Origin of the sequence: Phocicoccus schoeneichii (genome assembly GCF_014635565.1) — a bacterium.
GTDB classification, from domain to species: Bacteria; Bacillota; Bacilli; order Staphylococcales; family Salinicoccaceae; genus Phocicoccus; species Phocicoccus schoeneichii.
Genome location: NZ_BMDB01000001.1, coordinates 393,299 through 413,983 on the forward strand (window position 1 = coordinate 393,299; position 20,685 = coordinate 413,983).

A 20,685-nucleotide genomic window follows, 5' to 3' on the forward strand; every position below is an offset into this window, starting at 1 on the left:
ATTTGTACTATACCACATACAGCATAAAAATGAAACTGTTTTCTTTTAGATTATTACCCATAGTTCCATTAAAAAAACACGCATCAAAAGATGCGTATTTTTACTCTGCATTATTAATGTATTTCTCTCTCTTTTCATTATGTTCATCTAAAGTTTCAGAGAAATGGTTCACCCCATCTTTATCTGCCAAGAAGTAATAGTAGTTTGTGTTAGACGGGTTTAAAATGCTTTGAATCGAGTCTGTTCCTGGTCCTGCGATTGGTCCAGGTGTTAATCCTTTATGCTTATATGTGTTAAACGGATCGTCTACTTCTAAATCTTCATAAAGCACCACATCTTTATGCTTACCTTGTGCGTATAGAACTGTAGGGTCCGTCTGTAATGGCATTGAAGGATTTAAAGCGAGTCTATTTAAGAATACACTTGTGATTTTAGCACGGTCAGCGAGTGAAGTTGCTTCCTCTTCAACAAGTGATGCTAATGTTAAGAATTGATGGAATGTTAACGTTTCGTTGTTTCCTTCTATATTGATGTTGTATTCATCAACAGATTTATATAGACTGAATGAGTTATTCTTCGTTGCGTCTAACATCTGTCTAATCAACTTGTCCATATTTGGCTCTTCTTCAGTAATATCATACGTTGCTGGGAATAAGTAACCTTCCAGTGCATACTTAATATCTTTTTCTAAAATTTCATTTGTTAACATATCTGGATAATCTTCAATCAGCTGTTTGATATAATCTTCATCTTGAATCTTATTGATAAACACATCCTTCTTAACAGGAAGTGTATTTTCGATTGTGTCACCAATCTCATCAATTGTATATCCTTCTGGAATTGTTAACTTATAAAGTACTTCTTCATAGATGATACCTGTTTCTAACGTTTTAGAAATTGTCTCAAAATCCATTGAAGGTGATAGGTTATATTGTCCAGCTTGATAGTTAGAAATACTATTGAGCCTTAAATACATTTGAAATAGAAAACTATTTTTAATAATTCCATTCTCTTCAAGCGTTTCACTAATATCACTTGAACTTGCACCCGCAGGAATTTCAATTTGTTTGATTTCTTGTGATTCTGGATCTAGTGGTTTAGAACCTGATTTAACATAGATAAACCCAGAAACTGCTAAAACGATTAGAACTATTGCGAGAATAGACACTATAAAAAGTGACAGATATGAAGAAACATTTTTTGAGAATCTTACATCATCATTTCTACTCATAAATCCTCCATTTCTAATCTTAAAAAGTGCTTCCAATATTTAAACACACTGGAAGCACCGAAATTAATTATTTAATTATTCTACATCATCAAAGTTTGTGTTTACGATTTCTTCAATCATGTCCCACTCTTCGTCTGTTTCAACTGGTAAGAAACGACCTGTTTCACCATCTTCATCTGGCTCTAAAATCATTGGAATAAGTTCGATTTCAGTTTCGTCGTCTTCGTCGTTGAAGTTTCCTTCTTCAGCTAAGATCACATAGTGTTTGCTGAAACCAGGATGTTCAAATTCAAGTAATTTTCTGTAAAGTACTTCGTTACCTTCTTCATCGTATAGAGTTAGAAGTTCTTCTTCATTGTTTAAATTTAATTCTTCAGACATATGTCTATCTCCTTAATGGCTATCTAGGTAGCCTTGAAGTATAAATACTGCTGCCATCTTATCAATGACCTTGCTTCTTTTTTTTCTGGAAACATCCGCTTCAAGTAATGCACGCTCTGCAGCAACAGTACTGAGACGTTCGTCCCACAACACAATTTTAACATCACTAAAATTATTTTCAAGCAATTTAGAGAAGTGGAGCGTACGTTCTCCACTCTCTCCTATGGTATTATTCATATTTTTAGGTAATCCTACTACAATGGTCTTTACCTGATACTCTTTTATAAGTGCTTCTATCTGAGCGATTCCATAGTCATCATTTAAAGTATCAATTTTTAATGTTGTAATTCCTTGAGCGGTCCAACCTAAGAGGTCACTCACGGCAACACCAATCGTTTTTGTACCTAAATCAAGTCCAAGTGTTCTATCCATCAATTTCTCTCTCAAGATAGTATTTCACAAGTACTTCCATAATTTCATCGCGTTCAATATGACGGATTTGGTTTCTAGCATCATTGTGTCTCGGAATGAATGCTGGATCTCCACTCTGTAAGTAACCAACGATTTGGTTTACTGGGTTGTAGCCTCTCTCTTCAAGTGTTTTATACACATTTGTTAGTACGTTCTTTATGTTCATATTGTGAGTATCCTCAACACTAAACTTCATTGTTTTATCGAATTCGTCCATGTAAAACACTCCTGACTACATAATTGTATAAATATTATACCAAAGATCATTGCTTATACAAAATTTTTAATATACTCGTCAACAAATTGTAATGCATCGTTAATATTGTCTACGTTCGTTCCGCCACCTTGAGCTTGATCTGGACGACCGCCACCTTTACCATCAACACGCTCAGCCATACCTTTCATGATATCGCCTGCTTTAATCTCTTTCGTTAATGATTTTGGTACTGAGACAATGAGTGACACTTTGTCATCAATAACTGTAGCAAGAGCAATAATTGCTTCTTGATGACTTGATTTAATCATATCCATTGTATCTCTAAGTTCAGGTACACTTCCTGCAGTTATTTCTGTTTTAATAACCGTGTAGTCACCAATTTGTACCGTATTTTGACTTAAATCACTTAACGCATCTTTTTGTAATGATGCTTTTAGCTCTTTCAGTTCTTTTTGTAATGCTTTTTCACTCTCTTCAAGTTCAGCAATTTTTGATTCAACATTTTGCTTTTTAACTTTTAGCGATTCTGCAATACGTTCAATCGTTTGTTCTTCTCTTTGTAAGAGCTCTACTGCGTATTTGCTTGTTACAGCTTCAATTCTTCTTATACCCGCACCAATTCCTGACTCTGAAAGAATTTTAAATGTACCAATTTGACCCGTGTTAACTACATGGATACCACCACAAAGTTCGATTGAGTATCCGTCGATATCAACAACACGAACCGTCTCACCATATTTTTCTCCGAATAAAGCCATTGCGCCTTTTTTCTTCGCGTCATCAATCGACATTTCACTGATATCTACATTTAAGCTTTCGTAAATCTTTTCGTTAACGATTCTTTCAATCTCTTTAAGTTCTTCTTTTTTAACGCCTTCAATATGTGTGAAGTCGAAACGTAATCTTTCTTTTTCAACTAAAGAACCTGCTTGGTTCGCATGTGTACCAATTACGTCTTTAAGTGCTTGGTGAAGTAAATGTGTCGCTGTGTGGTTTTTGATGATAAAGTTACGCGTCTCTTTATCTACTTTTAGACTATAGTTGTCATGAACGTTGATTGAACCTTCTTTTAGAATCACTGTATGGATATTTTGTCCGTTAGGTGCTTTAGTAACAGCTACTACTTCCATTAAAGCATGATCGTTTTCTATAATCCCTTTATCTGCAACTTGTCCACCAGAAATTGCATAGAATGGTGTACGATCAAAAATAACTTCAACAGGTTCGTTTCCGTCATACGTATCAACTAACTGATCATCCTTAATGATATAAAGAAGCTTTCCTTCACTTTGGACGGATTCATATCCAGTAAATATACTCTCATCTTTAATGTTTGTATATGTTTCAGATTGAACGTTCATTGAGTTATTATCTTTTCTAGATGAACGTGCACGCTCTCTTTGTTTTTCCATTTCAGCGTTAAATCCGTCGATATCTACAGTGATTCCGTCAACAGCTGCGTACTCTACAGTCATTTCAATTGGGAAACCGAACGTATCGTACAGTTTGAACGCATCTTCTCCACTTAGCGTTTTTGTTGTGCCTTTTACGTTGTCTCTCATCTCTTCATAAATCTTAATTCCTTCATCAAGTGTCGTTAAGAAACGCTCTTCCTCTTGATGAATCACTTGTTTAATGAAATCTTCTGAAGCTTGAATCTCTGGATAGTAGTCGTTCATTACTTCTTTAACTACAGGAACGATTTCAGAAAGGAATGCTTTATTGATACCGAGTTCTTTACCGAAGCGTGTCGCACGACGAATCAGGCGGCGTAATACATACCCACGGCCCTCGTTTGACGGTAATGCTCCGTCACCAATCGCAAATGCAACTGTTCTAATATGGTCACTAATTACTTTAAATGCAACGTCATCAATGTCATTTTCACCATATTTTCTGCCACTTAACTCTTCAGTTTTATTAATGATAGGGATAAACACATCTGTATCAAAGTTCGTTGGCACATCTTGAATAACACTCGCAAGACGCTCTAGCCCCATGCCAGTATCAATGTTTTTGTTTGGTAGTGGTGTATATGTGTGATCACTATTATGGTTGAACTCAGAGAATACTAAGTTCCAAATTTCAAGATAGCGTTCGTTTTCTCCACCTGGATACATCTCATTTCTCTCTTCACCGAAATCATAAGATTCGCCACGATCATAGAAAATCTCAGAGTTTGGACCACAAGGACCTTCACCGATATCCCAGAAATTTCCTTCAATTCTAGTGATTTTAGATGGATGTAATCCAATTTCTTCATTCCAAATTTTGAATGACTCCTCATCTTCAGGGTGAATCGTCACAAAGAGTTTCTCTTCGTCAAAATTCAACCACTCTTCACTAGTTAAGAACTCCCAAGCGTATAGAATTGCTTCTTTTTTAAAATAATTACCAATTGAGAAGTTACCTAACATTTCAAAAAATGTATGGTGGCGTGCTGTAAACCCAACGTTTTCGATATCATTCGTACGAATTGATTTTTGTGAGTTTACAATTCTTGGATTCTTTGGAATTTCAGTTCCATCAAAATATTTTTTTAATGTCGCAACACCAGAGTTGATCCATAGTAATGAATCATCGTTCACTGGAATGAGTGATGCACTCGGTTCAATATCGTGATTTTTAGATTCGAAAAACTGTAAAAACAGACGACGTAATTCGTTAGTAGTTAATTGTTTCATTATAATTCCTCCATTTTTAAGATAAAAAAATAGAATTCTCCCTAAATAGGGACGAATTCTATCCGCGGTACCACCCAAATTATGATTAAATCATCACTTTAGCTGTATTTATTTTTCATACAAATATAGCACGTAAACCGTTCTTGTGTTGTTTTCACCAACCACAACATCTCTATTTGACCAAACGATTCACTCAGTATTTGTTCGTGTTTTTTATAATAGTTAAATTATATGAGAATTTCTGACAATCGTCAATTAAAATCAAAGGGTGTGACACCTTTCATGTTAATCATCGGATCGATTTTTTTCGCTTTGACAATTTCCTCTGTCAAAATGAATGACTTTGGTTCTTCAAGCTCTTCTACTCGAGTTTCTTCTTGATTTGTCGTTTCAACTGCTTCGAACATGTTAAATATATCTTGAAGATAAGTTTGTAGCATAGTGTTTCTCTTGATGCCTTCACGCTTAATACCATTTAAAAATGAATTCGCATCTCCACATATAATCAAACTTTCTTTTGCTCTTGTTACACCTGTATAGATTATATTCTTCTGGAGCATATGGTAATAACTAGACACGATTGGCATAATCACGATTGGGTATTCACTACCCTGTGCCTTATGGATACTCGTACAATACGCATGAGCAAGTTCTGATAAGTCTTTACGTTCATACGTAATTAAATTGCCATCGAAATCGACTGTGACGCTTTCCTTACCACCATCATGCTGGTCTACGATTGAATGAATAACTCCAGCGTCCCCGTTGAACACATTGTCTTCACGTCTGTTGATGAGTTGGATGACCTTATCATTCTCTCTAAAAATCTTGTCACCAATCTCAATTTCACTCTTGTCTTCAGTTCTTGGATTCAAGACCTTTTGGAGCACCTGATTTAATGTGTTGATACCTGCAGGACCACGATAGATTGGTGCTAATACTTGAACGTCTCTCATATCGAAGCCACGTTCTACAGCTTTTTTTACGATGATATCGACGACATCTGCGATTTGGTCCGTACGCGCTTCGATAAACGACCGGTCGTCATGGCGTTCTTTAATATTTACATGTTGCCCGTTATTGATTTCATAAGCGAGCTTCACTATTGAAGACCCTTCAGCTTGTCTATAAATTGTCTTTAGTTTTGTTACTGGAATAACCCCTGATTCAATCAAGTCTTTAAATACAGTACCTGGTCCAACGGATGGAAGCTGTGCATCATCCCCTACAAAAACAACTTGTGTTTCTGGCATGACATTTTTAATAAATTGATAAAAGAGCCAAGTGTCCACCATCGACATCTCATCAACGATAATAAACTCTGTATCGATAATGTTATCAATGATTTCGGTGTCTTCAGTTTCACGACCCCAACCGATAAGTCTATGAATCGTAGATGCATCAATTCCTGTCGTCTCTTTCATGCGTTTCGCTGCACGTCCTGTAGGTGCTGCAAGTTGAATCGGATACAGTCCATCTGACTCATCATAATCAACAAATGGTTTGATATCATTTATTTTTCTTAACGTTTCTATAATGCCTTTAACAATCGTTGTTTTACCTGTACCAGGTCCACCTGTGATAATCGAAAGTGGAGAAACGATAGCATTGATAATTGCAATCTTCTGATCTTCGTTATATGTGATATCTAACTCTTTTTCCACACGTCCAATCATGCGCTCAATTTCTTTTTTGCTTGTTTTTGCCATGTCGACTTGAGACAGTTCATATAGTTTATTCGCTGAGTTTCTCTCACTGTAATAGAAAAGTTTATCTGTGACTCGATCATCTTGAACGATGAGTTTATTATCTGTCGCTAAAAGATCGACTTGTTCCGTCACTGATTCCGAGTCAAAGTAAGTCGTCTCATCATTTAAAAGCGTTAGAGTATTCGTGATTAAATTATCAAGCGTTATATATGTATGCCCTTCTTCATTTAAGGCACGCTCTAAACTATAGTGAATACCCGCTGAAAGTCTCTCGTTTGAATTCTTTTGAATGCCCGCTTTTTGTGCGATCAAATCTGCCTTTTTGAAGCCAATACCAAAGATATCCTCGACAAGCTTGTATGGTGTGTTGGTGAGCACATTTAACGTCTCACTTTGATATGTATCAAAAATCTTTGCACGCTTTACGGGTTCAATCCCTAACTCAATCATGATTAGATCTGCTTCTTCAGTGGCGTAGTTTTCCTTAATCGTTCTATAAATCATACGTTTTCTAGAATCAGAAATGCCCGGTACTTCATGAAGGACCGTATAATCTTCTGCAATCTTTTTTAACGCGTTGATGCCTAAAGCATTGACTACTGCTTCAGCTGTTTTTGGACCAACCCCAACAAATTTTTCTCCAGATAAATATTCCACGAGTCCATCTTCAGAACGTGGAATATCTTTTTTAAATTCACGTGCTTGGAATTGTTTACCATATCTTTGATGTTCTGTTACGCGTCCAGAAAAACGATACGTTTCACCTTCATGGATGTCATAGAAATTACCTGTCACAATCGTTTCATCTTTTAATTCCGTATTTGTTTCATGAATAAATAAGACACACACATAGAAGTGATTGTCTTTGTTATGAAAAATTACACGATCAATTTCACCAACAACAAATGGTTCATCATCTAGTGTCATCTGTGCCATATTTATTCTCCTCACTTAGTTTTCTAATTGTTTATTGACTTCTTTTAATGCGTGATGTGCGAGTATGTGATCATTTTGCATCATGATTGCACGTTCAAAATGCGTTTTAGCTCGCAGTAAGTCACTATCTTTCGTCAATTTCACGAGTCCAAGGTTATACTCAGCATCCGCATGATCTTCTAGGGACACAATTCTATTTAATAGTGTTTCCCCTTGTTCTAAAAGTCCGAGCTGACACAGCAATACGCCGTATTGAAATAGAATTTCTGTGTCATCATTGTCTTTGATTGCCGATTCAAAAAACGGAATAGACATTCGTGCTTCGTTTAAATTCACATGACACAACGCAATCATGTAATTTAAATCGTTGTCTTCAGCCATTTTATCATAAATAGATAAAAACAGAGTCCTCGCATCTTTATATTTACCTTCTTCATAATAGATATTACCCAATGAATAAATCGCGAGTGTACTGTCTTCTGCAACTTCAATCGCACGTTCTAAAAACGCAACTGCTTCATCTAGTTTTTCTAGTTTATATAAAACAAGTCCACCATTAATATAGTGGACTTCATTGTCTTTTTCGATCTCAATTTGTTCAAAAATCTCTTTTAAAGCCGCTTCATAGTCACCAGATTCAATTAAGTGTTCGTAATTTAAACTCATGCGAGATACTCCAATTTCTTACCTTCTTTAAATACTTCGTCGATTGTTGCTCCACCAATCACACGGTCTCCATCGTATAATACGACTGCTTGTCCTGGAGTGATCGCACGTGTTGGTTCTAGGAAAGTCACTTCAATTGCATCTTCACCAATTTTTTTAACGGATACTTTCGTATCTTTTTGGCGATATCTAAATTTAGCAGTTGCTGTAAATTCATCTGGTACATCATTTATGAAATTCACTTCTGTAGCGATGAGACTTGTTGAATACAGATATTCGTTATCATAACCAGAAACAACGTAAAGTTCATTCGTTTCTAAGTTTTTACCCGCAACAAAATACGGACCTCCTGATCCACCGATACCTAACCCTTGGCGTTGTCCAATCGTGTAATACATCAGACCGTCATGTGTACCTTTTTCTTCACCAGTTTCAAACTCAATCATTTTACCAGGGTTTGCTGGAAGATAGTTTGATAAGAATTCTTTAAAATCTCTTTCCCCTATGAAACAAATGCCTGTTGAGTCTTTTTTATCTTTTGTAGCTAAATCATATTTATGTGCGAGCTCTCTCACTTCACTCTTCTCTAAGTGTCCAAGTGGGAATAACGTTTTTTCTAACTGTTCTTTAGTTAACTGATTTAAGAAGTATGTTTGGTCTTTATTATTGTCGACTCCACGTAACATTTGTACTTCACCGTCATGTGTGACACGAGCATAGTGTCCTGTTGCTACATAATCTGCACCAAGTTTCATCGCATAATCTAAAAATGCGTTGAACTTGATTTCTTTGTTACACATCACGTCTGGGTTCGGTGTACGACCTCTGTTGTATTCATCTAAGAAATATCTAAACACACGGTCATAATATTCTTTTTCAAAGTTTACAGCGTAGTATGGAATACCAATTTGTTCTGCAACTTTCCTTACGTCTTCATAGTCTTCAGTTGCTGTACATACACCAAACTCATCTGTGTCATCCCAGTTTTTCATAAAAATACCGATGACGTTGTACCCTTCGTCTTTTAAAACTTTAGCTGTTACGCTTGAGTCTACACCTCCACTCATACCAACAACTACAGTCGTCTTACTGTTATCTATCATATTTTTCATCCTTTATTTTAAACTTTCAAATATTTCGCTGAATACTTGTGCTGCACCTTTAATTTCATCTTCAGTAGTCATATAGTTTAAGCTCACTCTAATTGATTGGTTTGCACGTTTTTCATCATACATTTCTGTAATCATGTGTGACGGTTGAACAGTGCCCGCGTTACATGCTGATCCACCGGATACATATACATCTTTAAGATCGAGTCTTGTTAACATGATGTCTGTTGTAACAAATGGTAAATAGATATTAACGATATGAGGACTCACCTTTTTTGATGCATTTAATTCATAAGGCACGCCAAGTGAATCGAGCTCTGATAAGAATAATTCTTTTAAGCGTTGTTCAGTCGTACTTCTCTCGTCAAAGTCACGTACTGCTTTACGCACACCGACTGAAATTGCATGCGCGTAGATTAAGTTCTCAGTACCAGCACGACGTCCGCGCTCTTGTTCTCCACCGTACATTAATGGATTTAATTTGCTACCATTTTTGATGTAGAGTAAACCAATACCCTTAGGTGCACCAATTTTATGTCCGCTGATACTCATGTAATCCACATCTAACTCACTCATAACGAGTGGCACATGACCAAGGGCTTGTGCAGCGTCGACATGGAATAAAACATCTGTATCTTTTAATAATTCACCAATTTCTTTAACTGGTTGAATTGTACCTGTTTCATTGTTTACGTAGTGAATTGTTACGAGCTTTGTGTTGTCTTTAATCTTAGATTTTAAATCATCGATGTTAATAAGACCTTCACTGTCTGTATCTACAAAGCTGAATTCAATATTTTTATCTTGTTCTAACGTTTCTAAGATAGACTTATGTTCAAGCTTCGTCGTAATGATATGTGCATTTTTATGTGCACGACTTACACTCTCTAACACCGTGTTATTTGATTCTGTAGCACCACTTGTAAAAACAATCTCATTTGGGTCTGTCATGATATTGTCCGCGATGAGTTCTCTAGCACGTTCTAATCGTGTCTTCGCATTTTTACCAATTTTATGAATAGAAGATGGGTTACCGTAATGCGTCGATACCATCATCATCTTGCTTAAAATCTCTCTATCTAGCGGATTTGTTGCCGCATAGTCTAAATATATCGGTGTATTCTCTTGCATTATAAGTCTCTCCTTAATACATTGTCAGTTAAATATTCTATCATGTTTAGGGTCTTATTTATAGTCCATTGCTCAAGGCGTTTAAATAGACTTTGCCCTTAAATTTTAGAATAATTGTTTTGAGGAGAGATTACATGAATAAAGATTTATCAATTTCAGTTTTAAACCTAGTCTATGTAAGGGAAGATTATGATAGTAAAGATGCATTTGATCGCATGATTGATCTTGCACAACATTTAGATCATTCTTCTTATAAAAGATACTGGATTAGTGAGCATCATAACATGAGGTCTATTGCTTCAAGTGCGACACGTCAACTCATTCACTACACTGCGTCGAAAACAGAAAAAATTCGAGTAGGATCTGGTGGTGTGATGTTACCAAACCATACACCATATGTGGTTGCCGAAGATTTCGGAACGATGCATGAAATTTATGGAGACCGCTTTGATATTGGACTCGGACGTGCACCAGGTACAGATATGATGACTGCACGTGCCATTCGTCGTGATATCAACCAAGGTGTATTTAACTTTAAAGATGAGATTAAAGAGCTACAATTCTTTTTATCTGACCAAGAATCACAAGTGATTGCAAACCCTGGATCGGGAACAAATATCCCGCTATACGTTCTAGGAAGCTCTACAGACTCAGCGTACATCGCAGCAGAGCTCGGTCTTCCGTATGCATTCGCATCACACTTCGCACCAAAAATGATGAAAGAAGCGTTTGAAATCTATGAGCGTCACTTCCAACCAAGTGAACAATTAGACAAACCATATAAAATGGCAACTTTAAATGTGATTATGGCAGATACAGACGAAGAAGCTGAAGTGTTAGCTTCAAGTCACTATCAAAATATTTTAAGCATGATTAAACATGAACGTGCGCCAATGAAGAAACCAGTCGAAGATATGAGTAAACTCTGGTCTACGCATGAACAATTCGTCGTTGAGAGTCAGTTCCCTATTCAAGTAAAAGGAAGTAAAGAGACTGCTAAGAAGCAGTTAGAATTCTTCCAGCAAAAATATGAAGTTGATGAACTCATCATCGCATCAGCAATCTACGACACAGACGCATGGAAAAAATCATATGATTTATTTGAAGAAGTTGTAGATGAATTAAAAGAATCTTAATAGAAAGTAATGTTATTTTTATAAAAAAACGCACAAGACTCCTAGGGGAGAAACGTCAGCATAAGACTACAGGCTTAGGCGACGCCCCAGGAAAGCGAGTGCGTTTTTTTATTTTAACTAAAGAGCTAACTATTGTCTTTCTTTGTTTTTTCTAATGTATAATACGATACCTGTGAAGGCAGCGACTTGTATCACTAAAATTGGAATGATTATTACGAGTAAGTTAATCATTTAATTTTTCGTTCACTCTTTCTAATGTTTTTAGAGCAACTTCTACCATCGTCTCTACTCCATATTTTAGCCCATCTTCGTTTAATTTGAAACCTGGGTTATGGAGTGGTTTCTGTCCTTCTCCAATTGAAGTACCGAGCCAGTAATAGACACCTCTATATTTCTTCAAGAAACGTCCGAAGTCTTCTCCTCCGAGTGATGGGCGTAAATTTGGCACAGAGGCTTCTCCGTGCATGTTTCCAATGATTGATTTCACGTGTTGTGCGATTTCCTCATCGTTAACAGTAGCAGGATACCCATCATAATACTCAATCTCAACTTTTCCGTTATATGCTTGAACGGTTTCTTCTACAACTTCGTGGAAACGTCTCTTCATTAATTGTTTCACATTGTCAGATTGCGTACGAATCGTCCCGTTTAGTTCTGCTTCTTCTGCAATCACATTATATGCCGTACCTGCTTTCACTGTTCCTATCGTAAGTACAGCTGGGTCAAATGGATCGACGTTTCTAGATACAATCGTTTGGAGATTATTAATCAACGCGTTCATCATGATGACTGCGTCATTAGTTTCATTTGGCATCGCAGCGTGACCGCCTGTTCCAGTAACCTTAATTTTAAAACGGTCTGAATTACCCATGATTGGTCCACCCATGACACCAAATTGTCCAACTGGTAAACTTGGCCATACGTGTTGAGCAAGTAGTACATCTGGTTCATATTCGTCAAATACACCATCATCCATCATCGCTTGTGATCCACCTGTCGGTGAATTTTCTTCTGCAGGTTGGAAGATTAAAAGAATCGTTCCACTTATTTCTGACTTACGTTCGTTCAAAATCCTTGCGACCGTTACTAGCATAGAAGTATGCGCATCATGACCACACGCATGCATCACGTTTTCTACTTTAGATGAAAAAGGTTCTCCACTGATTTCATTGATAGGTAGTGCGTCCATGTCTGCACGGATTCCCACAATACCACCAGGTTTGTCTCCTTTGATAATTCCTAAAATACCATGTTTCGCAAATCCATCCTTATACGGAACCCCGTATTCCTCGAGTTTCTCTTTCACTCTTCTAGAAGTACGTTCCTCCATTGTTGATAGTTCTGGATTTTCATGTAATTCACGTCTAAAATCTATCGTATCTTGTATGTAACTCATATTGCGCCACCTTTCTTGTTACTATTTATTATAAACAAATATCTCTTCGTGGTCACATTCGATATTGTTTTTGAGTGCGTTTAGTACTGCACTCACATGTCCATTTTCTGTAATAGTGAGAACCGTTGGTCCTGCGCCACTCATTACAGTTCCTATAGCGCCAGACTTTTTGGCTATTTCTTTTATCTCTTTAAATTCTTTTATTAAATCACTACGATAACTTTCATGGAACCGATCATTTATGATTGTCTTTCTAATGATATTTTGATCACCATTTAATAACCCGGCAACGAAGACATTTGCAGAAGCATTATGCAATACTGCATCTTGTTTTTTATACGAATCAGGTAATACGCTTCTCGCTTCCACAGTCTGTATTTTATAATTTGGGATTGAAACGATATAGCTAAAATGATGATACGGCGAATGATAATACGTTAATACACCATCGTCATACGAACCAATAAATAATCCACCAGTCACACACGGTCCTATATTATCTGGATGCCCTTCAATCTCTGATCCAATTAAAATCTTATCATAATCTTTTAGTTTTAAGTCACAATAAAAGTTCGCAAGTTCAATGCCTGCAATTATAGCACTAGATGAACTCCCAAGACCACGTGACAGTGGTATCTCATTTATAGTTGTAACTTGAATTTTTGGCATCACTTTGTTAAATTTCTTTGCCACATCAATTGCTGTTTTAATGATCAAATTCGACTCATCCATAGGTAAAATAAAATTCTCTTTTGATTCATGAATGACTTTAAAACTCTCTGATTCTACTGATTTAATATATAAAAACTTCGAAAAAGCCATTCCAATGGAGTCAAAACCAAGCCCTAAGTTCGCACTTGTTGCAGGTACTTTAAACTCAAACATTGGAGTTCAGCTCTTTAATAAATTTACGAATCTCACCTTCATCAACGGGCATTTTTACAGGTTGACTCACGGAATAGTCAATAGCTGTATTTGGATCTTTCAGACCGTTACCTGTAAACACACATACTACTGTCGAACATTTTTCAATTAGACCATTATTTATAGATTTTATAACACCAGCTAGACTTGCGGCTGATCCTGGTTCAATAAATACACCTTCAGTTCTTGCGATTCGTTTATATGCATCGATGATTTCTTCGTCAGTCACTGAATCAATAATGCCATTAGATTCGTCTCTCGCATTAGTCGCCCCTTCCAACTCGCTGGATTTCCTATACGAATCGCTGTACCGATTGTTTCAGGATTCTTGATGACTTCGTCTCTTACAATAGCCGCTGCTCCTTCCGCTTCAAACCCAAACATTTTAGGTAGCTTACTTCCCTTTACTTCATTGTATTCTTTAAACCCTTTCCAGTACGCTGTGATATTCCCCGCATTACCAACAGGTATACTAAGAATATCTGGTGCGTCTTTTAGTGTATCAACAATTTCAAACGCTGCCGTTTTTTGACATTCAATACGGTACGGGTTAATAGAATTCACAAGTGCAATCCCATCATCTTCTTCTGCAATTTTAATGACAAGTTCTAAAGCCTCATCGAAATTTCCATCAATAGCGACCGTATCCGCACCGTACATCATGGATTGTGATAATTTCCCTAAAGCAATTTTTCCGTCTGGTATTAAAACAATCGCATTTAATCCCATACGTGCTGCATAAGCCGCTGCTGACGCAGACGTATTACCAGTAGATGCACAGATTACGGAATGTGCACCCCTTTCTTTCGCTTTAGCTACTGCGAGCACCATTCCACGATCTTTAAATGAGCCCGTTGGATTTAATCCTTCAAACTTGCCATATAGCTTTACACCAAGCTCTTTTGAGAGTGTTTCTAATGGAATGAGTGGTGTGTTTCCTTCATATAAAGTTAGATTCGGAGTATCATCTGTTACAGGTAAAAATGCCTGATATTTATCTAATAACCCTTTGTATTCTGTCATGTTAATCTCCTACCAATTCAAAGTATTGTAGTACTGTATTGTCTTTTTGCAACTGTCCTTCATGTGCTTGAATAAAAGTATACCCTTCAGCTGTTCTCACATAAAATTCCTTTTCAGACATCTTTTTATGAATACGTGCCTTCGTCGTAGGAATATCGTAATTAGGTTCTTCATTATATGCATTAATAATATCTGAAACAACTGCTGAAGCGGTCTCTAAACTCCCTGCACCTGGCCCATACATAAATGCATCATTAAAGGCATTTCCTTTTAGGAACACACCATTCATGCTGCCATTCGTATTTGCTAATATATGTGACGTTTTAAAAGCCTTTGGTGCAACAGATACAAACACTTCTCTACCGACACGCTCAGCATCTCCAACGAGCTTTACCTTATACCCTTCATCTTCAAGGTTCTTAATATCTACAGTATCAATGTCCCTAATTCCTCTTACATCAACTTCATCTAAAATAAGTGACATATTAAATGCAAGTCGTGCTAAAAGCACAATTTTTCTACTCGCGTCGATCCCATCTACATCATTTGTCGGATCTTGCTCTGCATATCCAAGACGTGTTGCCTCTTCTAATGCATCCTTGTATGAGTTATGTTTTCCCATTTCACTTAAGATAAAATTCGTAGTCCCATTTAAAATACCCATGACTCTTGTGATTTCGTTGCTATTAAAACTCGTTTCTATCGTACGTATAATTGGAATGCTGCCTGCAACGGCTGCTTCATATTTAAACTGTACATTATTCTTATCGGCAATATTTTCTAGCTCATCTATGTAGACTGCGAGCATATCTTTATTTGCGGTAACTACTGGTACCTTTTTTCCTAAAAAATGTGCGACGATTTCTTTCGTTTCATTAATGCTACCCATTACTTCTACTACCATATCAACATCTAAATGTTTAGCAATATCTATGTCATCGGTGAGCTCTATATTACTCACATCGACGTCTCTTTCTTTTTTTATATCTTTAACGTAAGCATGAGTTACAGTAATCGTATTACCCATTTTTCTAGTGATTTTATCTTTATTACTTTCTAATATTTTAATAACTCCGCTACCTACAGTACCTAAACCTAACATTAATAGTTTCATAAAATGACCCCTGAATAATAAGAAAATTTGATATTTTCATTTAATTCTAACAAAACCACTACTATTATGAAAGGATATAAGGTAAGATTAATGGAAATTTATTTTTAGAAATGAATAAAATTTCGATTCACCTGAACAAATACTGGAGTTTGTTAAGGAGATAATAACAAAACTAAACCCAGACAACATCTCTTTACAAGAAAGCATGGCTATCATTTATGCTGCAGGTGAAGGTATGAAAAACACGATTGGGAGCATCTATATGCTGACACATGCACTATCAAAAGAAAACATTAATATTATCATGACGATGTCTGGTGCACATGAAAGTAGTATTATTTTTGCTGTTGCTGAAATTGATGAGAAACGCGCAATTCAATCACTATACAATACCTTGTTTAAACCTTAAAATAGACCCATAAGGAAATTAGAGGTGCACGCTATGTTATTACAAAAACAAATAAAGTATTTAAACCGTTTTAGAGAAATTGCTGTTTTATTTTCTAAAAGTGGCCTCGGTTTCATAATCGAAGAATCCGGGTTAGACAGAATTCTCTCTTTGCCGAGAAGACTTATCACAAAAACACAGGTTTCTGAGGAAAAGACACTTGCTGAACGCATACGTATTTTCTTAGAAGAAGCTGGACCAACGTTTATTAAACTTGGTCAAATTGCATCTACTAGAGGAGACATCATACCTGAATCTATCATTAAAGAACTCGAACAACTTCAAAATCATGTGCCTCCGTTTGAAACAGAAACGGCAAAAAAGCTCATCGAAGAATCTTTAGACATAAAAATTGACGATGTATTTTCAATTTTTGAAGATAAACCGATTGGTTCAGCATCGATTGGACAGGTACACCGTGCAGTTTTAAAAGATGGTCGCGTCGTTGCTGTTAAAGTACAACGTCCAAACATTGAACGACAAGTACGTGCAGATCTAGAAATTTTAAGAACGATCGCTCAAACTGCAGAAAATCATTTTAGTTGGGCTGAACAATATCAAGTAACGAGTATTGTAGATGAACTTTCAAGTGCAATGATTGATGAGATGGATTACTTGATTGAAGCACGTCACATGGAGCGATTTAGAAAAGCATTTAAAGATGATCCTACTACAGTATTCCCAGAATGCATTTTTGAACTTACGAATAAGACTGTTCTCACGATGGAATATTTAGAAGGTGTCTCTATACGAGATACAGATGCACTTGAAGAAATGAATATCAATCGAGAGCACCTTGCAGAAGCATTGTCAAAAACAGTATTCAAACAAATATTTGACCACGGCTTCTTTCATGCGGATATCCATCCAGGTAATATTATCGTATTAAAAGACGGACGGCTTGGATTTATAGACTTTGGCATGGTTGGAACACTTACAAGTGACCTGCGTTATAATTTTGGAAATATTTTAATTGGAATGATGCAAAGAGAATCCACAAAAGTGGTCCGTGCAATTATTCGAATGGGGGTCGTGCCAGATAATGTTGATGTGAACGATTTGTATCGTGAAGCAGAAATCCTGCAAGATAAATATTATGACATCCCTCTTTCACAACTTGACTTTAGTGATGCTGTAGAAGATTTATTTACAATTACAAATCATTATCATATCAGACTACCAAAAGACTTTACATTACTCGGAAAAACACTGATCACACTTGAAGGTAATATCGAGCTATTGTCAAAATCATTCAGTATATTAGACATTGCGGAACCGTTTGGAAAAAAGCTCGTATTAGAACGATTAAATCCAAAACGATTTGCACGTAGTAAAATTATTGATTGGATAGAAATTCAAGAAGACGCAGCAAATGCTGCACAAAACCTGCATCAATTTACAAAAGGATTAAAAAATAAAGAATTACCGATTCGACTAACGATTGATGGTAGAAAAGAAATTGGAAAACATGCCGATAAAATCATCAACAGACTAAGTTTCAGCTTAGTACTGCTTTCTCTATCAATACTAATGGTTGGACTCATCATTGGAGCTTCTATACTCGGTCAAGGATCGATATTATTCCGTTTCCCAATAATAGAAATAGGCTCTATATTAGCAGTGCTCATGTTCTTATGGCTTATTTACTCCATAATAAAAACAGGTCGGTTATAAAAAACAGACCTGTTTTTTTAAATGTAAAACATATACTCTTCAATCTCATCTGGACTTGTGATGAGATCATATAGCGTCGTATTTTTCATTACTCCACTCATTGCGTCTCTCATTTCACGCCATAAATACTTTTCATTCTTAGTGTCTTTTTCATCTTGTTCAATGACAAGTATATTTTCTTCCACTGCTTTAAAAATCATATACACGGAAATATCTTCTGGCGGCATGCTAAGCTCATATCCGCCATGCGCACCACGTGTACTCTTAACGAGATTCGCTTTTTTTAGTTTTGCTACAATTTGTTCTAAATATAAATCACTGATCCCACGCTCTATTGCGACTGACTTTACAGAACGCTTGCATGAGTTATAGTTATCTGCTAAAACGGTCATGAAATAAAGTCCATATCTTCCTTTAGTAGAGATAAACAAAGTATCACCTCTCGAATTTAACAATAATTTACTGTACAATAAACTCTACTAAACATATTATCTAATTATTATATAAATGTCAGGTGAAAACAATGGTAAATCAACCACTCAGTTATAGAATGCGCCCAAAAACAATAGATGATGTCCTTGGACAGTCGCATCTTGTGGGTGACGGTGGCATCATTAGACGTATGGTGAAAGCAAAACGACTCTCATCCATGATACTCTATGGACCACCTGGAATTGGTAAAACAAGTATCGCTAGTGCTTTAGCAGGTTCTACAAATTTAAAATTTAGAACCCTAAACGCTGTTTCTAATACAAAAAAAGATATGGAGCAAGTAGTTGCCGAAGGCAAAATGTCTGGTTCTGTAATTTTAATGTTGGACGAGATTCATAGACTCGATAAGCCGAAGCAAGACTTCCTACTCCCTCACCTAGAAAATGGAACACTCATTTTAATCGGAGCAACGACATCAAACCCGTATCATGCCATTAATCCAGCCATACGTTCACGCGCACAGATTTTTGAACTTTATCCTTTAACAAATAATGAAATAAAAATCGCGTTAGAACGTGCTTTAAAAGATAAAGACAGTGGACTTGGGAGTTATGATGTCGAAATAGAAGAAGATGCTCTAGAACACTTCACAAATAGTGCACAGGGCGATATTAGAAGTGCACTGAATGCGTTAGAGCTTGCTGTTTTATCTGGTGAAGACACAGATGGAAAAATTACAATCACTTTAAAAGACGCGAGGGACACGATGCAACAAACAGCATTTTTACATGACAAAGATGGAGATCAGCATTATGACGTGATGAGTGCGTTCCAAAAGTCGATTCGCGGAAGTGACGTGGACGCTGCGCTTCACTATCTCGCAAGGTTGATTTCAGCAGGTGACTTAGTAACGATTGCAAGACGCCTGCTCGTCATTGCATATGAAGACATCGGTTTAGCAAATCCCGGACTCACAAGTAGAACTCTCGACGCGATACTTGCAGCAGAACGACTCGGATTCCCAGAAGCACGCATTCCACTTTCACATGCTGTAATAGAACTTGCACTCTCACCAAAATCAAACACAGCGATTACGAGTATAGATAATGCGTTATCTGATATAAGAAAAGGACGCGCAGGAATTGTGCCGAAACACTTGAAAGACGGACACTACGCTGGAGCAAAAGAACTCGGAAACTCGATTGGCTATAAGTACCCACACGAATATCCGAACCACGTAGTCAAACAACAATACCTACCAGATACACTTAAAAGCAAACAATACTTTAAAGACAACGGAATCTCAAAATACGAATCACTATTAAACGACACGTACACAAGACTAAGTGACTATTTTAAATAAAGATAAAGACACGCTATCAATGTAAAGCGTGTCTTTTTTAATCTAACGTAACATATAAAATTTGCTTACCAAACTATTGGTGAAAACTGGTGACTTTCCGAAGCAAAGTCCTAAATCAAAAAAACACTCGAATATCGAGCGCTTCTATCTATATACCTCTAAAGATATTACGACGTGCTTGTTTTCTCTTTTTAAGTAACTCACACATCTTATCTTCATTTTTAATTTGTTTCTCTTCAATTAACTTGTCTTTATTGGTTTTGATTACATGTGCCATCAAACACCCGCAACCTTTCCATCTCGAATTTACGTTTATTATAATAACATACATTGACATAAAATAAAGTGTTTTTTAGGATAAAAACACAAAAAATAAAAAGCAGCCAATGAATTGACTGCTTTGAAATACCCAACATTAGCCGTGTGTATTTGTCGATTAATTTGGCCTGCTCATTGCAGGTGGGTGCCCTGTTCCAGCTTCCGAACGTCCCGACATCGTCATGTAGGCGTGTTCTTCCACCGAAAACTCGTGCTCCCGTTTTAAAAGGTGTTAGGTCAAAATATAACCGACACATCACGTACCATTCAGGAATTTCTATTAATGTAATCTTATCACTCGAACTGTGTTTTTGCAATAAAT

The 20,685-nt window shown here is 36.6% G+C and carries 18 protein-coding genes, 1 other RNA gene and 1 pseudogene; 4 read left to right on the top strand and 16 right to left on the bottom strand.

Going from position 1 to position 20,685, the window contains the following annotated elements:
* Positions 1-100: 100 nt before the first annotated feature.
* The 9 genes from mltG to IEU51_RS02205 form a co-directional block, all read right to left on the bottom strand.
* Positions 101-1,231: an endolytic transglycosylase MltG gene (mltG, locus tag IEU51_RS02165; protein ID WP_186087470.1), complete on the bottom strand. Its 1,131-nt coding sequence runs from the start codon at positions 1,229-1,231 to the stop codon at positions 101-103.
* A gap of 75 nt (positions 1,232-1,306) precedes the next feature.
* Entirely contained in the window at positions 1,307-1,612 is a 306-nt protein-coding gene (locus IEU51_RS02170) for a DUF1292 domain-containing protein (protein ID WP_186087467.1), read from the bottom strand.
* Between the two features lie 12 nt (positions 1,613-1,624).
* Entirely contained in the window at positions 1,625-2,044 is a 420-nt protein-coding gene (ruvX, locus tag IEU51_RS02175; RefSeq protein ID WP_186087464.1) for a Holliday junction resolvase RuvX, read from the bottom strand.
* On the bottom strand, positions 2,037-2,300 hold the full coding sequence (locus IEU51_RS02180; RefSeq protein WP_186087461.1) for an IreB family regulatory phosphoprotein: 264 nt from the start codon (positions 2,298-2,300) through the stop codon (positions 2,037-2,039). The genes ruvX and IEU51_RS02180 overlap by 8 nt, the downstream gene beginning before the upstream one ends.
* A 53-nt stretch (positions 2,301-2,353) precedes the next feature.
* Entirely contained in the window at positions 2,354-4,984 is a 2,631-nt protein-coding gene (alaS, locus tag IEU51_RS02185; protein ID WP_186087459.1) for an alanine--tRNA ligase, read from the bottom strand.
* Positions 4,985-5,235: 251 nt separating this feature from the next.
* Positions 5,236-7,629, bottom strand: coding sequence for an SF1B family DNA helicase RecD2 (recD2, locus tag IEU51_RS02190; RefSeq protein WP_186087456.1), 2,394 nt, complete (start codon positions 7,627-7,629; stop codon positions 5,236-5,238).
* Between the two features lie 15 nt (positions 7,630-7,644).
* Positions 7,645-8,295 (bottom strand): tetratricopeptide repeat protein, encoded by a 651-nt coding sequence (locus IEU51_RS02195; protein ID WP_186087453.1) that lies wholly within the window; start codon positions 8,293-8,295, stop codon positions 7,645-7,647.
* The gene (mnmA, locus tag IEU51_RS02200) at positions 8,292-9,398 is read right to left on the bottom strand and encodes a tRNA 2-thiouridine(34) synthase MnmA (RefSeq protein WP_229713800.1); all 1,107 of its coding nucleotides are present in this window, start codon (positions 9,396-9,398) and stop codon (positions 8,292-8,294) included. Before mnmA ends, IEU51_RS02195 begins: the two co-directional genes overlap by 4 nt.
* A gap of 12 nt (positions 9,399-9,410) precedes the next feature.
* Positions 9,411-10,535, bottom strand: a complete 1,125-nt coding sequence (locus IEU51_RS02205; RefSeq protein ID WP_188349263.1) for a cysteine desulfurase family protein — start codon at positions 10,533-10,535, stop codon at positions 9,411-9,413.
* A gap of 134 nt (positions 10,536-10,669) precedes the next feature.
* Here IEU51_RS02205 and IEU51_RS02210 point away from each other — a divergent pair, with 134 nt between their 5' ends.
* Positions 10,670-11,671, top strand: a complete 1,002-nt coding sequence (locus IEU51_RS02210) for an LLM class flavin-dependent oxidoreductase (protein ID WP_186087444.1) — start codon at positions 10,670-10,672, stop codon at positions 11,669-11,671.
* A 223-nt stretch (positions 11,672-11,894) separates the two neighbouring features.
* On the opposite strand, the gene IEU51_RS02215 is transcribed toward IEU51_RS02210, so the two are convergent.
* The 4 genes and pseudogenes from IEU51_RS02215 to IEU51_RS02230 all read right to left on the bottom strand — a co-directional run bounded on the left by IEU51_RS02215 (position 11,895) and on the right by IEU51_RS02230 (position 16,128).
* Positions 11,895-13,067 carry a M20 metallopeptidase family protein gene (locus IEU51_RS02215; protein ID WP_186087441.1) on the bottom strand — a complete coding sequence of 391 codons (1,173 nt, stop codon included), beginning with the start codon at positions 13,065-13,067 and terminating at the stop codon, positions 11,895-11,897.
* A gap of 21 nt (positions 13,068-13,088) precedes the next feature.
* Complete coding sequence (gene thrB, locus IEU51_RS02220) at positions 13,089-13,952, bottom strand: homoserine kinase (RefSeq protein ID WP_186087438.1); 864 nt, start codon at positions 13,950-13,952, stop codon at positions 13,089-13,091.
* Positions 13,945-15,014, bottom strand: a pseudogene (gene thrC, locus IEU51_RS02225) (threonine synthase). The gene thrB and the pseudogene thrC overlap by 8 nt, the downstream one beginning before the upstream one ends.
* 1 nt (position 15,015) lies before the next feature.
* Positions 15,016-16,128, bottom strand: a complete 1,113-nt coding sequence (locus IEU51_RS02230) for a homoserine dehydrogenase (protein WP_186087435.1) — start codon at positions 16,126-16,128, stop codon at positions 15,016-15,018.
* 205 nt (positions 16,129-16,333) lie between these two features.
* Between IEU51_RS02230 and IEU51_RS02235 the strand changes: the two genes are divergently transcribed.
* Entirely contained in the window at positions 16,334-16,537 is a 204-nt protein-coding gene (locus IEU51_RS02235; protein ID WP_186087433.1) for an ACT domain-containing protein, read from the top strand.
* Positions 16,538-16,570: 33 nt separating this feature from the next.
* Positions 16,571-18,250, top strand: a complete 1,680-nt coding sequence (locus tag IEU51_RS02240; RefSeq protein WP_186087430.1) for an ABC1 kinase family protein — start codon at positions 16,571-16,573, stop codon at positions 18,248-18,250.
* A 17-nt stretch (positions 18,251-18,267) separates the two neighbouring features.
* On the opposite strand, the gene IEU51_RS02245 is transcribed toward IEU51_RS02240, so the two are convergent.
* Complete coding sequence (locus IEU51_RS02245) at positions 18,268-18,720, bottom strand: RrF2 family transcriptional regulator (protein ID WP_308808165.1); 453 nt, start codon at positions 18,718-18,720, stop codon at positions 18,268-18,270.
* A gap of 53 nt (positions 18,721-18,773) precedes the next feature.
* On the opposite strand from IEU51_RS02245, the gene IEU51_RS02250 reads away from it, so the two are divergent.
* Positions 18,774-20,045: a replication-associated recombination protein A gene (locus tag IEU51_RS02250; RefSeq protein WP_186087424.1), complete on the top strand. Its 1,272-nt coding sequence runs from the start codon at positions 18,774-18,776 to the stop codon at positions 20,043-20,045.
* A gap of 148 nt (positions 20,046-20,193) precedes the next feature.
* Here IEU51_RS02250 and IEU51_RS09355 read toward each other — a convergent pair whose 3' ends face one another.
* Together IEU51_RS09355 and ssrS are read right to left on the bottom strand one after the other, a co-directional pair.
* On the bottom strand, positions 20,194-20,322 hold the full coding sequence (locus IEU51_RS09355; protein WP_268234171.1) for a hypothetical protein: 129 nt from the start codon (positions 20,320-20,322) through the stop codon (positions 20,194-20,196).
* Positions 20,323-20,447: 125 nt separating this feature from the next.
* Positions 20,448-20,640: non-coding RNA, 6S RNA (gene ssrS / locus IEU51_RS02255), on the bottom strand.
* Positions 20,641-20,685: the final 45 nt, after the last annotated feature.

What these genes read in the sequence shown, in the direction of transcription:
- mltG (WP_186087470.1), bottom strand. Translation starts at nt 1,231, where the DNA reads ATGAGTAGAAATGATGATGTAAGATTCTCAAAAAATGTTTCTTCATAT.
- IEU51_RS02170 (WP_186087467.1), bottom strand. Translation starts at nt 1,612, where the DNA reads ATGTCTGAAGAATTAAATTTAAACAATGAAGAAGAACTTCTAACTCTA.
- ruvX (WP_186087464.1), bottom strand. Translation starts at nt 2,044, where the DNA reads ATGGATAGAACACTTGGACTTGATTTAGGTACAAAAACGATTGGTGTT.
- IEU51_RS02180 (WP_186087461.1), bottom strand. Translation starts at nt 2,300, where the DNA reads ATGGACGAATTCGATAAAACAATGAAGTTTAGTGTTGAGGATACTCAC.
- alaS (WP_186087459.1), bottom strand. Translation starts at nt 4,984, where the DNA reads ATGAAACAATTAACTACTAACGAATTACGTCGTCTGTTTTTACAGTTT.
- recD2 (WP_186087456.1), bottom strand. Translation starts at nt 7,629, where the DNA reads ATGGCACAGATGACACTAGATGATGAACCATTTGTTGTTGGTGAAATT.
- IEU51_RS02195 (WP_186087453.1), bottom strand. Translation starts at nt 8,295, where the DNA reads ATGAGTTTAAATTACGAACACTTAATTGAATCTGGTGACTATGAAGCG.
- mnmA (WP_229713800.1), bottom strand. Translation starts at nt 9,398, where the DNA reads ATGATAGATAACAGTAAGACGACTGTAGTTGTTGGTATGAGTGGAGGT.
- IEU51_RS02205 (WP_188349263.1), bottom strand. Translation starts at nt 10,535, where the DNA reads ATGCAAGAGAATACACCGATATATTTAGACTATGCGGCAACAAATCCG.
- IEU51_RS02210 (WP_186087444.1), top strand. Translation starts at nt 10,670, where the DNA reads ATGAATAAAGATTTATCAATTTCAGTTTTAAACCTAGTCTATGTAAGG.
- IEU51_RS02215 (WP_186087441.1), bottom strand. Translation starts at nt 13,067, where the DNA reads ATGAGTTACATACAAGATACGATAGATTTTAGACGTGAATTACATGAA.
- thrB (WP_186087438.1), bottom strand. Translation starts at nt 13,952, where the DNA reads ATGTTTGAGTTTAAAGTACCTGCAACAAGTGCGAACTTAGGGCTTGGT.
- IEU51_RS02230 (WP_186087435.1), bottom strand. Translation starts at nt 16,128, where the DNA reads ATGAAACTATTAATGTTAGGTTTAGGTACTGTAGGTAGCGGAGTTATT.
- IEU51_RS02235 (WP_186087433.1), top strand. Translation starts at nt 16,334, where the DNA reads ATGGCTATCATTTATGCTGCAGGTGAAGGTATGAAAAACACGATTGGG.
- IEU51_RS02240 (WP_186087430.1), top strand. Translation starts at nt 16,571, where the DNA reads ATGTTATTACAAAAACAAATAAAGTATTTAAACCGTTTTAGAGAAATT.
- IEU51_RS02250 (WP_186087424.1), top strand. Translation starts at nt 18,774, where the DNA reads ATGGTAAATCAACCACTCAGTTATAGAATGCGCCCAAAAACAATAGAT.
- IEU51_RS09355 (WP_268234171.1), bottom strand. Translation starts at nt 20,322, where the DNA reads ATGGCACATGTAATCAAAACCAATAAAGACAAGTTAATTGAAGAGAAA.